The organism is Ruminiclostridium josui JCM 17888 (assembly GCF_000526495.1).
Taxonomy (GTDB): domain Bacteria; phylum Bacillota; class Clostridia; order Acetivibrionales; family DSM-1351; genus Ruminiclostridium; species Ruminiclostridium josui.
Genome location: NZ_JAGE01000002.1, coordinates 760,725 through 777,686, shown reverse-complemented (window position 1 = coordinate 777,686; position 16,962 = coordinate 760,725). Strand labels below are relative to the sequence as shown.

General features: G+C 36.2%; 9 protein-coding genes. 6 read left to right on the top strand and 3 right to left on the bottom strand.

Annotated elements, in window-relative coordinates; genetic code table 11:
- Nucleotides 1-22: 22 nt before the first annotated feature.
- Complete coding sequence (locus tag K412_RS0119675; RefSeq protein ID WP_024834678.1) at nucleotides 23-1,651, bottom strand: S-layer homology domain-containing protein; 1,629 nt, start codon at nucleotides 1,649-1,651, stop codon at nucleotides 23-25.
- Between the two features lie 174 nt (nucleotides 1,652-1,825).
- On the opposite strand from K412_RS0119675, the gene cobU reads away from it, so the two are divergent.
- From cobU to cobT, 3 genes are read left to right on the top strand one after another with little or no spacing between them, the layout of a single operon-like run.
- Nucleotides 1,826-2,398: a bifunctional adenosylcobinamide kinase/adenosylcobinamide-phosphate guanylyltransferase gene (cobU, locus tag K412_RS0119670; protein ID WP_024834677.1), complete on the top strand. Its 573-nt coding sequence runs from the start codon at nucleotides 1,826-1,828 to the stop codon at nucleotides 2,396-2,398.
- Nucleotides 2,399-2,418: 20 nt separating this feature from the next.
- Nucleotides 2,419-3,171, top strand: coding sequence for an adenosylcobinamide-GDP ribazoletransferase (cobS, locus tag K412_RS0119665; protein ID WP_024834676.1), 753 nt, complete (start codon nucleotides 2,419-2,421; stop codon nucleotides 3,169-3,171).
- A gap of 31 nt (nucleotides 3,172-3,202) precedes the next feature.
- Entirely contained in the window at nucleotides 3,203-4,261 is a 1,059-nt protein-coding gene (gene cobT / locus K412_RS0119660) for a nicotinate-nucleotide--dimethylbenzimidazole phosphoribosyltransferase (protein WP_024834675.1), read from the top strand.
- A gap of 94 nt (nucleotides 4,262-4,355) precedes the next feature.
- On the opposite strand, the gene K412_RS0119655 is transcribed toward cobT, so the two are convergent.
- A complete protein-coding gene (locus K412_RS0119655; protein ID WP_024834674.1) occupies nucleotides 4,356-6,035 on the bottom strand; it encodes a carbohydrate-binding protein in 1,680 nt (559 codons plus the stop codon).
- Nucleotides 6,036-6,375: 340 nt separating this feature from the next.
- Between K412_RS0119655 and K412_RS0119650 the strand changes: the two genes are divergently transcribed.
- Entirely contained in the window at nucleotides 6,376-11,763 is a 5,388-nt protein-coding gene (locus K412_RS0119650; RefSeq protein ID WP_024834673.1) for an OmpL47-type beta-barrel domain-containing protein, read from the top strand.
- Nucleotides 11,764-12,241: 478 nt separating this feature from the next.
- Complete coding sequence (locus K412_RS0119645) at nucleotides 12,242-13,840, top strand: dockerin type I domain-containing protein (RefSeq protein ID WP_024834672.1); 1,599 nt, start codon at nucleotides 12,242-12,244, stop codon at nucleotides 13,838-13,840.
- A gap of 219 nt (nucleotides 13,841-14,059) precedes the next feature.
- Here K412_RS0119645 and K412_RS0119640 read toward each other — a convergent pair whose 3' ends face one another.
- Nucleotides 14,060-14,365 (bottom strand): hypothetical protein, encoded by a 306-nt coding sequence (locus K412_RS0119640; protein ID WP_024834671.1) that lies wholly within the window; start codon nucleotides 14,363-14,365, stop codon nucleotides 14,060-14,062.
- 234 nt (nucleotides 14,366-14,599) lie between these two features.
- Between K412_RS0119640 and K412_RS0119635 the strand changes: the two genes are divergently transcribed.
- A complete protein-coding gene (locus K412_RS0119635; RefSeq protein WP_024834670.1) occupies nucleotides 14,600-16,960 on the top strand; it encodes an ATP-dependent DNA helicase in 2,361 nt (786 codons plus the stop codon).
- Nucleotides 16,961-16,962: the final 2 nt, after the last annotated feature.

Here is a 16,962-nt window from a genome sequence, read left to right as displayed (position 1 = left end):
CTCTGCTGTTTTTGCTCAAATCTTATCTCGCTGGTACAGTTTCTGGATTTTGAATTTTACTTGGTGATATTGTAAATCCACCCGGATATTCCAATAATGCGGATATTACTCTGACAGCTTCAGCTCTGGTAATAGTTTTTTTAGGTCTGAAGGTGCCATCCGGATAACCTGAAAGAATATTATTCATAGAAAGAACAATGATTGATTTATTTGACCATGAGTTACTTTCAGGACTTACGTCACTAAAAATTCTTTGAGAGAAATCTACAGTATCGGGAGAGAATAGTATCTTGTCACATACTACAGCAAATTCCTCTCTGGTAATTTTTCTTTCAGGGTAAAACATGTTTTCTGAATATCCGCTGAATATGCCTTTTTCCTTTACTATGGCAATTTGCTTTGATGCCCAGTGAGTTTTAGTGTCGGAAAAGGAAGCAGTTGCAGATTCGTTTTCCAGATTAAGTGCTTTTACAAGTAATGCTGCAGCTTGAGCTCTGGTAAGACTGTCGTCAGGAACAAAACGCTTGTCTGGCATACCGCTGACAATGCCTTTTTGAAATAAATCTATAATGTAGCTTTGAGCCCAGTGATTTGAAATATCAATAAATGGTTTACCCATAAGCCACTGACTGTAATTATTCCAGAAACGCTGCGGTTCCTGACCTAATGCCCAACTTCCAGCGCCCAACAGATTGTATTTTGAGACAAGTGACAGTTTTTTTTCTAAAGAAGTTTCATCTTCATACCAAATATCGTAAGTACCTGCTGAAAGTTTGCTGCTTCCCCAGATAACTGCGTTATCTGATGAAGTTACTGTTACGGTTGCACGAGCACATTGGGAAGTACTGTCATACCAGGTTTTGGATTTACAGATTGATACCAGACGTTCGACGTCTGAAACAGTAATTCCGTACCCGCCACTTGTTGAACCTTGCTTCCAAAATCTTCCATAAAATGGTATTCCTAAAACTATTTTTGTTGAAGGAACATATTTCAGTGTGTAGTTTACACTTTTTTCTACAAAAGAAAAGCTGGCTACCGCTCCCGGTGCACTTCCGGTGTAATGCTCATCATAAGCCATTATAAATATTTGATCGCAAACGGCTCCTAATGTGGCATAATCATAGGAACCCTGCCAACCAATAGTAGAACCCCAAGGATTAGCAGCTACACATATCGTTAATAATTTTGATTTCGGAAGATAAGAACGTAAAAGTTTTATAAATGCAGTATATGCGTTACGGTCTGATTCTGTAAGATTTTGAATATCTATATTTACACCGTCACATCCAAGTCGTACAATTTCGGCACTTAGACTGGCGACAAATGAGTTTTGATTTGCCAATGCGGCTCTGCCAAGGGTTCTGTCCCAGTTGTTGCTTAGATAGGGTACGACTTTTATTCCCTTTGCGTGCATGCTTTCTACAAAAAGTGGGTCTACTTTTATAGTGTTTTTTAAAGTTCCGTTACTGTTTATTTCAAAATAATCGGGAGAAACTGTTGTTAGGTTTGTCCCGGTACGGTTAACATTATTTATATAGGTTGTTGTGTTTCCTGCGTATAGGTAGCTTAAGCTTTCATAAGCGGAAGTGCTTGTCTGAAAAAGGAATAAAAATATAAACATTGATATTATACATTTTTTTAGTCCCATGTCATTTTCCTTTCAATATTCGTTTACATATAATATGTGTTACAACTAAAAAAAATAAACGTGATGAGCATATGAGAGACTACTTAATAAGTTACTTGACAGTAATGGCAATAAATAGTTTATAATTTTAGGTATGTGTTTGGAAAGATTGGAAATTCATTGGGAGGATAAAACATGGAAACAGAAGTTTCAGGAAATATTATGTTAATAACAGGGGGCGCAAGAAGTGGAAAAAGTACATTTGCAGAAAATTTAGCTAAGGAATATGGTGATGATATTATATACGTAGCAACAGCAATAGCTTTTGACGATGAAATGAAACTAAGAATTAAAAAGCATAGAGAGCAACGGCCTGCATATTGGGAAACTGTTGAGGCATATAAAGACTTGGATATATTCCTTGAAGAAAAGTGTCGAAATAAAAAAGCAGTTCTTCTGGATTGTATCACAGTAATGATTACAAATATAATGTTTGAAGTATGTCCTGATTTTGATAAAATGTATCAAGAGGATATAATTGCAGTGGAAGAGGCTGTAAATATTCAAATAGAAAGACTTTTAGCCGTCGCAAGGCGCTCAGGAATTCCATTCATTTTGGTTACAAATGAAATCGGAATGGGCATAGTTCCTGATAATAAGAGTGCAAGGCTCTTTCGTGATATTCAGGGAAGAGTAAATCAAAAACTCGTGTCCGCTGCTAAAGCCGTTTATTTGTGTGTTTCAGGAATTCCTGTGAAAATTAAATAATACATGAAAGAAGAATAAAAATGATATTTTTAAAACGTTTTTTACTTTTGCTTCAGTTTATGACTACCATTCCTATTTCTGTGAATTTGGACGCAGACGAAGAGGATTTTGGCAAGGGACTGGCATTAGCACCGCTGATTGGGTTGATGATAGGAGTGGTGATAGCTGGTGCGGGTTATGTTTTGAATATGTTTTTTGCTCCTGCTATATCTGCCGTACTTATAGTTATTACATACATACTGTTAACAGGTGGAATTCATCTGGATGGTTTAGGTGACACTTTTGACGGTATTTTCTCCAACAGACCTAAAGAAAGAATATTGGAAATCATGAGAGACAGTAGAGTAGGAACATATGCAGTATTGGTAACTTTCTGTATTTTAGGACTGAATGTGGTTCTCGTGTATTTTATGATTTCAGCTCATATGTATTTTACTTTGTTACTTATGCCTGTGGCAGGAAGAATAGGCTCTGTTACAGGGGCAGCTCTTTCAGAGTATGCAAGAAGCGGACCGGGGTTGGGAAAATCCTTTATTGATTATTGTGGAATAAAAGAAATGATAATTGCAGTGATAATCAGTATTATAACGTTTTTTTCTTTTAGAGGATTTAATGGTATTTTTATCTGTATTTGCATGTTTTTATCAGCCACGATACTGGTTAAATTGCTGGGCAGAAAAATAGGAGGCGCCACGGGAGATGTTCTTGGTGCTGTCTGCGAATTAAATCAGACCATATTTTTAATGATATCATATTTACTGGTATTTCGTTAATTAATAATACATAATTTGTGAGGGATAGATTATGACTTTTATAGAAGTATTGAATGTTATTGGAGGGCTTGATATTGAAATAATTCAGAAGGCACAAAAAAGACTGGACAGTCTGACGAAACCCTTGGGAAGTTTGGGGCGTCTGGAGGAAATTGTAAAACAGCTTGCTGGAATAACCGGAGAATTAATTCCTTGTGTAAAAAATAAAAAAATTATAATTATGTGTGCAGATAATGGGGTAGTTGAAGAAGGGGTGAGTTCATGCCCTAAAAGCGTTACTTCCAGTGTAACACAAAATTTTATGAAAGGTTTTACCGGAGTAAATGTGCTTTCAAGACATTCTGGAGCCGATACAGTTGTTGTAGATGTTGGCGTTGATGATGATATTGACTGTCCAGGAATAATTAACAGGAAAATAAGAAAAGGTACATGGAATATTGCTAAAGGCCCTGCAATGACAAGAGACGAGGCTATAAAAGCCATTGAGGTTGGAATTGAAATAGTAGGAATACTGAAAGAGCAAGGAGTAAATCTTCTTGGTACAGGCGAAATGGGGGTAGGAAATACAACTACAAGCAGTGCGGTAGCATCTGTACTTACTGGGTATGAAATAGATGAAATGGTGGGTCGGGGCGCCGGGCTGACTCAGGAAGGTCTTATCAATAAAATAAAAGTTATTAAGAAGGCAATTGATTTAAATAAGCCAAATCCCTCTGATCCTGTAGATGTGCTGGCAAAGGTGGGGGGCTTTGACATTGCAGCGCTTACTGGTTGTTTTATTGGGGCAGCTGCTTACAGGCTTCCTATTATGATAGACGGATTTATAACGGCTGCAGCTGCTTTGGCTGCTATAAAAATAAAGCCAGAGTGCAGAAATTATATTTTTCCTTCACATAGTTCTGCTGAACCGGGAAACAAGAAAATAATGGAAGTACTTGACATGAGGCCTATGCTTATGTTAGATATGCGTTTAGGAGAGGGTTCCGGAGCCGCATTGGCATTCCATGTTTTAGATGCTGCTGTTGCAGCCTATCGTGAGATGGGAACTTTTGGTGATGCTCAAATTGAACAATACAAACCTTTAGAGTAAGAAAGCGTAAATATAAAAAGTCCTTCTTTTGATATAATAGAGTAGGTTTCGCCTATCACTCAATCAAAAGAAGGACGACACATTAGATATTTAACTATTGGGGAGAATAAGGCAAGCTTGCAATATCACCTAGCAGATATTTTTTGAAAATGGCAAAATCAATTGCATCGATTACACTGTCGCTATTGAGGTCTCCTACTGCAAGAGCATTTTGTACTGGTAATTCAGTAATTGTCCCAAGCAGGTACATTTTCATCAGCGCATAGTCTGTTGCATCAACGCTGTTATCTCCATTCATATCTCCTGAAAGAACAGGTGCTGCATCTTTTTTAGTAAATTTGAACCAGTTAAGGTTGAATAAGTAGCCACTTCCACCTGTAAATTTCAGATATAAATCATGTTTTCCGGTTACTCCGCTGATACTGCACTTTGCATCAGTCCAAGTCTGCCAATCCCCAGTTGAAGTGACTGGACAAGTTCCTATAAGAGTACCTGTGATACTGTCAAGTCTAATTTCTATATTACCACCATTGGTGCTACTAGCCACTCTAGCTTGAAAACCTGCTGCATCGGTACCAAAATCCACATTGTTGTATACGACATAGTCTCCATTTTCAATATACCCTATGTCCTCACCGCCTTCGCTACAGGCTTCAGCCTGAATTCCAGATTGGTCACTAAAATTCTCTGCTTCTATCTGTGTAAAGGCTGATATAGGTTGAGTATCAGCTTGATCCAAGCTAGCACCATCAAAGGGAACAACGATAACCTTACTGCCATGCCTATCATTGCCAAGTTCCTTGTCTTTTGCAACATCAATTGCTGCAAGTGTCATTGCGACAACATGACCATCCTCTATATATACATTAGGACGTTCCAATTTATTCCAATGATTAACGGTACCATTTGTATATCGAATAAAATTAGATGTGGGATCATATGCATATCCAGATTGAAGCTTCCAGTTGCTGATACCATCTTTTGAAGTAAGGTGATATGCTTTTCTCGTGTCCCACTTGTTTACAACAATATGATACTGACCCCCACTGTACCAGATAACCGGGTCTTCCATATTCACTGTAGGACACCCCGGAGTCTTGGCATATATATTAGTTCCCTGAATAGTATAAGGGCCAAGAATATTATCAGATATACCAATTACTGCATCTCTCCCAATGGCCTCATAACGTCCATCTGGGCGCAGCATAATATAAACATTTGACGCAGTGAAAAGGGATGAGTATTCATTTGAAGCAATTGTCATACTGCCCAGCTTTGACCAAGGTCCATCAAGAGAATTGGAAACAAAAATATCTGCCGGACGCCTTGTTTCACTAACAACAATAGCATACCGCCCATCTTTAAGTTGAAGGGGAACCACGTTATGGCCTTTACCGCCCTGGTCATTAGGCCAGCATAAACCTTGATCTGTATATGGGCCATAAAGGTTAGTACTTGTTGCATGAATAGCTGCCGAGCCGAACCATCCGTTATGGCCAGCACTCTGATCCCATCGACTTGCAAACATATGGTATCTGCCATCCTCGCCTTTTATAATTCCTCCATCCCAATAACAATACTTTGACATTGTTCTGTCTTCCAAACCGTTAGACTGATCCCGGGGGCCTACATCAGCGGCACCCCAACAAGTAGATGACAAAGAATCTATAATAGGTGTTTCTGTAAAGTAGTTAATGAATGGTGCAGCATATACTTGCCCTTGGATTACCAGTAATAGAATTAATCCAATTATAAATATGACTCTTTTTTTCATATTTCCACTATTCCTCCTTAGATTAAAATTATAGGTCTTATCAAAAAAACTCTATATTATTCCATATATGCATTTATTATACAACTTACTTTTATTATGAATAATGGAATATTTTTAGTTTAAAGTTGAATTTATTAACTGTTTATCTTACTTTTACATCATTATTTTAGGATGTCATCTTAATATACTGTAAGGAATACACTCAGAAATATATCTGTAAACATTGTTTGCACAAGTAAAATATAGTAAAATTTGGGTATAGATATGAAGAAAAATATCAATTTATATCTATAAAGCTAAGGGGGAAAGTGAATATTTTTAAAAAGAAAGGTAGGGTCAAATGATGAAAAAAGGAGCATTTTTAAAATTCCTCAGTTTGCTTTTAGTGATATGTTGTCTCAATTTGATGCTTTTACCAACAGGTATTTTAGCAGCGTCTAATAGCAACATTTTACCACCAAGCAATCTGACGGTTCAGCTTACATCCCCTGATGATGTAAAAGTAACATGGAATCCCGTATATGGAGCAAATGGCTACAATATATACGGAATAAGTGAGGGACAGCTTAAACTGCTTGGAACGACTACATCTACGTACTTCACTTTTAATGATCTTCCGGAAGGCACTTATACTTATGTAGTATCTACACTTAGTGAAGAGGGTGAATCAGGGCCATGCGCACCTGTTTCTGTTGATGTTGTTTATCCAGAAATGCAAGCACCAGACACACTTACCAATACTTTTCAGAATATCAACGACGTTACCTTGAATTGGTCAGCCGCGCAATATGCACAGTCATATAACATTTACAAAATTTCTGCTGATGGTGAAAAAACTCTGATTGCATCTTCAGCAAGTAATAGATACACTTTAACCAACGTACCCGAAGGAAGTTATACCTATGCTGTTACAGCAGTAAATTCTTTATATGGTGAATCCTCTCTTTCGACTTCTTTAGAAGTTAATGTTGTTTTTCCTGTCATAGCAGCGCCGGGTAATTTAGCTTCAAAGATTCAAAATGGTACTGATGTTATACTTACATGGAAATCAGCAACCTATGCTAACAGCTATAATGTTTATGAACTTATTGATGGACAGGAAGTATTGAAAGCAACGGCTAGTACAACAACAATAACACTTGCAAATGTATCTGCAGGCACTCATACATATGTTGTTCACTCGGTAAGTTCACGCTTTGGTGAGTCTGCGGAAGGAAGCAGCGTAACGGTAACTTTGGGAGATGTTTTAATGCCGCCTCCTGATAACTTTACTTATACTGTAAATAATGGTAAAGATATAGTTTTAAGTTGGGCAAGTGTGCCTAATGCAACAAACTACAGAATATATCAGGTAATAGATGGGCAAAAAACTCTAATAAGCACAGTAACCAGAACAACTGTTACTTTTTCTAATATGCTTGCCGGTGATTATACCTATGAAATTCATTCTTATTCCAGTACTTATGGGGAGTCAAATGAAGGAAGCTCTCTCACTGTTACAATAGAAGGACAGACAATGCTTCCACCTGCAGATTTACAGTACAGCCTTAATAATTATAATGATATAACATTAACTTGGTCGGCAGCTGCAAATGCAAACAGCTATCAGATTTATCAGGTAGTTAACGGAGAAAAGAAGTTGGTAAAAACTGTAAGCACAAAATCAGTAACTTTCACAAATATGCCCGAAGGAGAGTACCATTATATAGTTACTTCGGTATCCACGCTTTATGGAGAATCTCAAGATGGCTCTGAAGTTACTTTTTCAATAGTTTTTCCTACCATGAAAGCGCCAGAGAATTTGACTTACAAGATCCAGAATGCTAATAGTGTTGTACTTTCATGGAGTGCATCTGAGAATGCCAACAGCTATAGAATCTATGAAGTAACTGACAATCAAAAAACTCTAAAATCAACAGTTACTGCTTTAACTGCAACAATTTCAAACGTATCTGCAGGAGACCATACATATGAGGTTCACTCAGTAAGCAGTCGATTTGGAGAATCTGTGGAAGGAAGCAGTGTATCCCTGACTATAAAGCAGGAGATGTTGCCTCCCACCGACTTGGTATATACTATTTCAAATGGAAATGATATTACATTGAAATGGACAGCAGCAGATTATGCTACTAGCTACAACGTATATCAGGTTATTGACGGAGAAAAAGTATTAAAAAAGAATGTTACAACTACTTCTGTTGCGTTTACGAATTCACCTGCTGGAGATTATGAATTTGTTGTTACATCAGTATCCAGCGTATTCGGAGAGTCATCAAAGGGAGCAGAGATTAAATTTTCATTAATTTTCCCGGTTATGAATGCTCCTACTGATCTCACATATGCTATTCAGAATGTAAACAATGTTGTACTTACATGGTCAGCTGTTAACTATGCCAATAATTATAAAGTATATGAATTGGTTGGAGAGAAAGAAGTACTTTTAACTACCGTTAATACTTCCACTGCAAGAATTTCAAATGTAACAGCAGGTGATCATACATACGTTGTTCGATCAGTAAGCAGTCGATTTGGAGAATCTGTGGAAGGAAGCAGTGTATCCCTGACTATAAAGCAGGAGATGTTGGCTCCCACCGACTTGGTATATACTATTTCTAACGGAAATGATGTTACTTTGAAATGGACTGCATCACAGTATGCAACGGGATATAATATATATCAAGTGGTAAACGGAGAAAAAGAATTAGTAAAATCCGTTACAACTACATCAGTAAATTTAACAAACATGCCTGCCGGGGATTATCAATATATAGTAACTTCAAAGTCTACGGTATTTGGAGAATCCTCAAGTGGTGCAGAAATAAATTTTTCTGTTGTTTTCCCGACAATGACAGCACCAGGTAATTTGACGTACAAGATTCAAAATGCAAACAATGTGGTATTATCATGGGATGCAGTTACTTACGCAAACAGTTATAAAGTATACGAACTAACAAACGAGCAAAAAGTTCTTAAATCAACGGTTTATTCAAATACTGCTACTTTATCCAATGTTCTGCCAGGTGACCACACCTTTGTGGTACATTCTGTAAGCAGTCGTTTTGGCGAATCCCTTGAAGGAAGTCAGGTATCGCTAAATATAAGTCGCCAAATGTTACCTCCTGATAATTTGGAGTATACTTTCGTAAACGGAAATGATATTACATTAAAGTGGTCGGCAGCAGAGGCTGCAAACAGTTACAACATTTATCAGGTTATAGATGGAGAGAAAAAATTAATCAAGAATGTTACAAATACCACTGTAACATTTACAAATATGCTTGCAGGAGAGTATAACTATTTAGTTACTTCTGTATCAAGGGTTTTCGGAGAATCTTCTGAGGCTTCTGAAGTTAACTTCTCATTAGTTCTTCCGATTATGGCGGCACCCAGTAATTTCACTCAAAGTATAACAAATGGAAATGATATAGTCTTGAAATGGAATTCTGTAAGTTATGCAACAGGATATAACGTATATCAAATAGTTGACGGGCAGAAATCTTTGGTAAAGACACTAACCGGGAATGTTACTACCGTAACATTTGCAAATATGCCATCAGGAGATTATAGTTATCAAGTTAACTCGTATAGTACAAGGTTTGGTGAATCACCGGAAGGGTGTACTGTTGACTTTCAGTTAATTTGGCCTATAGTTGAACCACCGGTTGTTACATATAACATTTACGATGTTAACAATATAACTTTATCGTGGAAAGCGGCGAATTGGGCAAACGAGTATCGCGTGTATGAGATTATAGATGGCGATAGACAGTTGCTTTACGAAGGTACTGCACTTAGCTATAAGATATACAATTTATCAGAGGCTGTTCATACTTATGAAGTTACTGCATATAACACACGTTTTGGAGAATCAAAACCTTCTAATAGAATAACGGAAACTATCGTTTTCCCCGATATGCAGGCTCCTACTGCAACAGTAAAGGTACTTGATGGGACAACTGCTTTAGTATCTTGGAGTTTTGTTACATATGCAAACGGCTACAATGTTTATGAGTTGGTAGACGGAACTCCTGTATTACTTGTAAAGAACCTGAATAATCTTTCTTATCAGGTTAACAATCTTTCGTACAAAGACCATCAGTTCTATGTTACCGCATACAGTAATTCCTTTGGAGAATCAGAACCTTCTAACATTGTGACAGCGGTATTTGTTGTTGATACAAAAGCACCTGTGACAACTTCTGATGCTCCAGACAACTGGGTAAACAAGAGTCCTGTTGATGTAACTTTATCTGCAACAGATAATATGACTGGTGTTGCAAAAACCTATTATTCCTTAAATAGTAGTGATTATATTGAAGGAAATATTGTTACTGTTGACAAAGCAGGGGTTAATAAAATTTCATTCTATTCTGTAGACAAGGTTGGCAACAAAGAAGAAGTAAAAACAGCAGAAGTGAAGATAGACACTACCGCACCTGTTACCACAGCAAAAGTTCCCGCAGATTGGTCAAAGGCAGATGTTACAGTTACACTAACTGCAGCAGACGAACAGAGCGGAGTTGTAAAAACATATTACTCAATAGATGAATCAAAATTTGTTGAGGGAACCACCTTCACAGTAAAAGGTGATGGAATTCACAAAATAAGCTATTATTCAGTAGATGTTGCAGGCAACAAAGAAGAAGTAAAAACAGCAGAAGTGAAGATAGACGCTATCGCACCTATTACCACAGCAAAAGTTCCCGCAGATTGGTCAAAGGCAGATGTTACAGTTACACTAACTGCAACAGACGAACAGAGCGGAGTTGCAAAAACATATTACTCAATAGATGAATCAAAATTTGTTGAGGGAACCACCTTCACAGTAAAAGGTGATGGAATTCACAAAATAAGCTATTATTCAGTAGACGTTGCAGGCAACAAAGAAGAAGTAAAAACAACGGAAGTGAAGATAGACACTACCGCACCTGTTACCACAGCAAAAGTTCCCGCAGATTGGTCAAAGGCAGATGTGACAGTTACTCTTACTGCAACAGATGACCAGAGCGGAGTTGCAAAAACATATTACTCAATAGATGAATCAAAATTTGTTGAGGGAACTACCTTCACAGTAAAAGGTGATGGAATTCACAAAATAAGCTATTATTCAGTAGACGTTGCAGGCAACAAAGAAGAAGTAAAAACAGCAGAGGTAAAGATAAAGAAATCAGAGCCTGCAATTAAGTTGAATTTATGCGATGTATATAGTGTTTGTACTAATTTGAAATTGTCTTACAGTATAGAAAAAAATGGATATAATATAGTTAGTGAAAAAATGGTAGTATATGGACCTAATGATACTACTGGAAAAGTTGTAAAGAACAACTCCTGCATTAAGTTGGATAAACCCGGAAAATACACAGTTACAGTAACAATCAAAGATGCAGATGGTAATATCACTACAGTTGAGAAACGTTTTGAAGTTTATCTACCGGCAGTTGTAATCGTAACTCCTTGTATTGTTGTTTTCGACAAAGGCATACTTAACGTTAGCGTTATTGTACCGGGGTTGGGATGTAATAAGGAATTTGACCTTGATACTGCTACGCTCAATGGAGTAAAAGCTCTTTCAGATAACAAGTGTTATTATATGCAAGCAAAATTAGGGCAGTTTAAATTTGACAGAGCCGATTTTAAGTGGACTTTCTCATTAAATACTCCTATGGAGTTCCGTTGCTACGTAGATGGTTATTTAGTTATCGGACATACCAGCGTAATAGTACTTTAAATAATCCTAGTAATATTTAAATCTGCTTCCTTATCTGTTTACAGTGGATGTAACTTATAAGGAAGCATTTTTTTATTATGCTTTCAAAATTTTGATTATTATGGGTATAATGTGATACAATGTATTTATATGGATAATTTGAATATTGACAATTGGATATTTTGCTTAGTTATACATTAGCAACATATATGAATTACATTTGTTGTATTTTCTCTTTGCTCTTCTATAAATAATAAGAGATTCTCTCTTTTTATATTCCCTATAAAAATTCGTCAGTTAATCAAATTATTCAATAAAAGTCGTTCAAATGATTAGGTTAAAGGATTTAGATATCCTTTTTTGCCTAAATTTTATATTGGGGAGGTGAACTTTCTGTTTTTTACAAAAGAAGAAGTTTGCTCAATTATTTAGAGCAATTTATAAAAGCAAAAGAGAAAGAATGCAAATTAATGATAGACAGAGAATAGGAGGATTTTATATGAGAAAAATAATTAGCATATTAAGTGTAACTATGGTTTTGATGCTTTTATTGACTATGGCATTACCATTAAATCTATATGCAGCATCAACAGTTACTGTGGATTGGGATACCAATTATCAAACAATTGACGGTTTTGGCGTTTCAGAAGCTTTTCATCAATCAAATAATATTGCTCTTTTAGGAGATACCAAGAAAAAAGAAATCTATGATTTACTATTTTCAACATCAAAAGGTGCAGGATTTTCGATTTTTCGTTCTATACTTGGAGATGGAGGGACATGGGGTAATGCAACTGATGGACCAAATAAAACAATGCAGCCTTCAGAATCAAAATGGGACTGGAATGAATCAAATGATGACCAGATACCAATGATAAGAGAAATACAATCTGCTTACGGTATCGACAAAATACTGTATACTGTATGGAGTCCCCCTGCTTGGATGAAATCAAATGGCTCTACTTCAAGAGGATATCTCAGAACAGATAAATATCAAGCATATGCAACCTATTTAGCAGAGCATATAAAAAACTATAAATCAAAATTCGGAATTGATATTACTCATATTGGAATTTCAAATGAGCCTAATCTGGAGACAGACTATTCTTCATGTACATGGACATCAGCTCAATTCAAGACATTTATGAAGGATTACCTGGTACCAACATTTGATAAAGAAGGTATTACTGCAAAGGTTATTATGGGTGAACCAATGACCTGTACTGAATCATATGCAATAGACTGTTTAAATGATGCTACGGCAGTAACAAGAACAGATATTGTAGGTTGTCACAATTATGGATCATCATACACAACTTTTCCAGTCACAAAGTCAAAAGGAAAAGGAATATGGCAGACAGAAATATCAGATATGAATGGAAATGATACCACAATTACTGACGGATTGAAGTGGTCAAAGCAAATTTTTGATTTTATGACAATAACTCAGGGAAATGCTTGGAATTACTGGTGGGGTGCCTGCTATAAAACCTATAACGGAGAAGGCCTCATACAAATGGATATGAATTCAAAAACTTATAAAGTTGCAAAAAGACTTTATACAATCGGTCAATATTCAAGATTTATAAGACCGGGATGGCAGAGATTTTCTGCTACTTCAAATCCTGTATCAAATGTATATGTTACAGCATATAAAGATCCTGCTACCGGAAAATTTGCAATAGTTGCTATGAATGACGGTTATACAAGTCAATCTATTACATACAACTTGAAAGGATTCACTCCTGACTCTGTTACTCCATATACAACTTCTTCAACTCAGGATTTGGCTGAAGGTGCAAAGATAACTGTAAACGGCGGAAGCTTTACAGCAACTTTGGCGGCAAATTCTATAACTACATTTGTTGGGGGAGGAGATGTAAATCCCGGCATCTACGGTGATGTTAACGGTGACAAGGTTGTTGATGCCATCGACTTTGCACTTTACAAACAGTATCTTGTAAAACAAATTAGCACATTCCCGTCACCTGATGGAATGAAGCTTGCTGATGTAAATGGCGATAACAGTGTTGATGCCATTGACTTTGCATTAATCAAGAAGTATTTGCTGGGCTCAATACCAAAATTGCCTGTTTAAGGTGGAAAAAAGAGACAAAAATGATGGAGAAAAGGTGTAATTCTGAGATTATCGGAGTTACACCTTTTCTTCTGGATAAACAATTAAAACAGGGAGTGGCACAAAACTTAATTTTTATCTTTTCTAGCCCTACGTAAGTATAAATTGTATCAATGGAAGCTTGGAAGCAATCATTGATTCAATTATATACGGGAGTACAGGTATTAAAATCAAAAAACTTTATGTTTTGCAGCAATCCATATGGGGTTGATGTTGGCTGATTGCTTCTTGTAAAGCTTTCAGTCCTATTTTATTATCCCATTGATTAAAATAGCATCTGAACTTTGAACCGCAGGTACTACATTCAACAAATTGTTTTGTGTCTTTCTGCTCTCGGTTATCAAACATAAATGGAAGAAATTCATCTTTGTTTCTAAGGCCGGGAGCATCGGAATCAATTATATATGAGTAGACATAAGTAGCTTCGTATTTTATTAAAAAGTTGCTGTTGTTACAAACAGGGCATACTAAACTGTTTTCAGACATATGTGCCTCCAAAATAGATTTACTATTAAAATTACCATTACATTAATATGTTATTCATAATTTATTTTAATAATAAGGAGGTTTAGGAGTTGCCACATTGTAAAAGAATAGATTTATTGATATAATTAGAACTAACGTTCTTTGAAGAAGCTGATTGGTTTACCTGTCAGCTATTTTATTGATTACTAATTATTAATTAGTATTATTTGCTGATGGAGGCTAATATATAAGAATATGGGCAAACCCGAGATAAAAATTTCAATAAGAAACCTTGTTGAGCTGGTGTTGAGGTCTGGTGATATTGATAATAGACTTGTTTCCTCTAGCAGAATGTTGGAAGGTACAAAAGTACACCAGAAAATTCAAAAACAGGGTGGAGATTCCTACAACAAAGAGGTTTCCCTTGTCCATAATTTTGACACAGACCACTTTATATTCAGACTTGAGGGTCGTGCTGATGGTATAATATCTGAACCTGACGGAGTTGTAATAGATGAAATAAAATCCACAACACGTCCCCTTGAATTCATAGATGAAGATTTTAGTCTTCTGCATTGGGCACAAGCAAAGTGCTATGCTTTTATTTATGCCATTCAGAATGAACTTGACAGTATATATGTTCAATTAACGTATTTTCATATAGAAACTGAAGAAATAAAAAGAATCAGGAAAAAGTTTCTAATTCAAGAACTAGCTACATTTATTGAAGAATTGTTGGACAAATATGTGGTTTGGGCCAATATATCAGATTCATGGAATAAAAGAAGAGATACTTCTATAAAAATTCTTGAATTTCCCTTTAAAGACTACAGAAAGGGACAGAGGGAGCTTGCGGTTGCAGTATATAAAACCATAATGCAAGGCAAAAAACTATTTGCTCAGGCTCCCACAGGTATTGGAAAAACCATATCAACGTTGTTTCCAGCAGTAAAAGCCTTAGGGGAACAACACATTTCAAAAATATTTTACCTTACTGCGAAAACTATTACTAGACAGGTGGCTGAAGAGGCATTTTGGAAAATGAGAGAGTGCGGTTTGGTATTCAGAACCATAACTCTTACAGCAAAGGATAAAATATGTTTCAACAAAGAAGGAAGCTGTAATCCTGATTTCTGCGAATATGCAAAAGGCCATTACAACAGAGTTAACAATGCCATGGAAGATGTGCTTAAAAATTCTGAAAATCTGTCCAGGGATGTTATAGAAGAGTATTCACGCAAGCATATGGTATGTCCCTTTGAATTTAGCCTTGACCTTTCATTATGGGCAGATTGCATTATTTGTGACTATAATTATGCTTTTGACCCAAGGGTATATTTGAAAAGATTTTTTCTTAACAATACAGGAGATTATGCTTTTTTGGTTGATGAAGCCCATAACTTAGTGGACAGAGCAAGAGAAATGTTTTCCGCTCAAATACATAAATCGGGATATCTAGAAGCAAAAAAGCTAATGAAGTCAAAAGTTCCTAAAGTTGCAAGAATATTAAACAAGATAAATTCATATATGGTAGCTCTACGCAAACAATGTAAGGAGGAAGGTTTTATTGTTAGTAAAGCAGAATTAACGGACCTGTATAGATTGTTAAACAGTTTTATATCAGAATCAGAGGAATGGATACTAAAGAATCAAAATAGCAATATTGACGGTTTTGACCAGCTTCTGGAGACATATTTCAATTCAATAGCTTTTACCAGAATGGCTGATTTTTACGATGAAAGGTACGTTACATTTATAGAATCAAAGTCAAATGATGTCAGAGTTAAGCTATTTTGTCTTGACCCCTCTTTTTTGCTTGCAGAAGCTGTAAAAAGAGGTAAAGCAGCTGTATTTTTCTCTGCAACCCTTACACCCCTTAACTATTTTATGGATGTATTGGGCGGTGACAAAGAGGACTATAACATAAATCTTGCATCACCTTTTGCTAAAGAAAATCTCTGTCTTATTGTTAATGATAATATTTCTACTAGATATAAAAATCGTGATAAAAGCTATGATAAAATAGTAGACATAATATGGTCTACTATAAGCAAAAAGACAGGAAATTATCTGGTGTTTTTTCCTTCATATAAATACATGAACGAGGTTTATACCAGGTTTACAGAGCAATATCCTGAAATTGATACAATAATACAGGAAACTTCCATGACAGAGGAAGAAAGAGAGAGCTTTTTAAACAAGTTTCAATCCGGTACTGGAAAGTGCCTTGTTTCTTTTAGTGTTTTGGGAGGAATTTTTTCCGAGGGTATAGATTTGAAGGGAGATAGACTTATAGGAGCAATAATAGTAGGAGTAGGACTTCCTCAGGTTAGTCCCGAACAGGATATTATCATGAATTATTATCAAAATAAAAATGGAATGGGATTTGAAAATGCTTATATGTATCCTGGAATGAACAAAGTACTGCAAGCTGCAGGAAGGGTAATCCGCTCAGAAGATGATGTTGGATTAGTAATACTTTTGGACGAAAGATTTTCAAATGGTAACTATAGACGGTTATTTCCAAGACATTGGGAACATGCTTTACGTGTACATGATACTGGGCAGCTTGGAAAAAAGCTGGAGCAGTTCTGGATTGATAAAAATATTGAATAGGT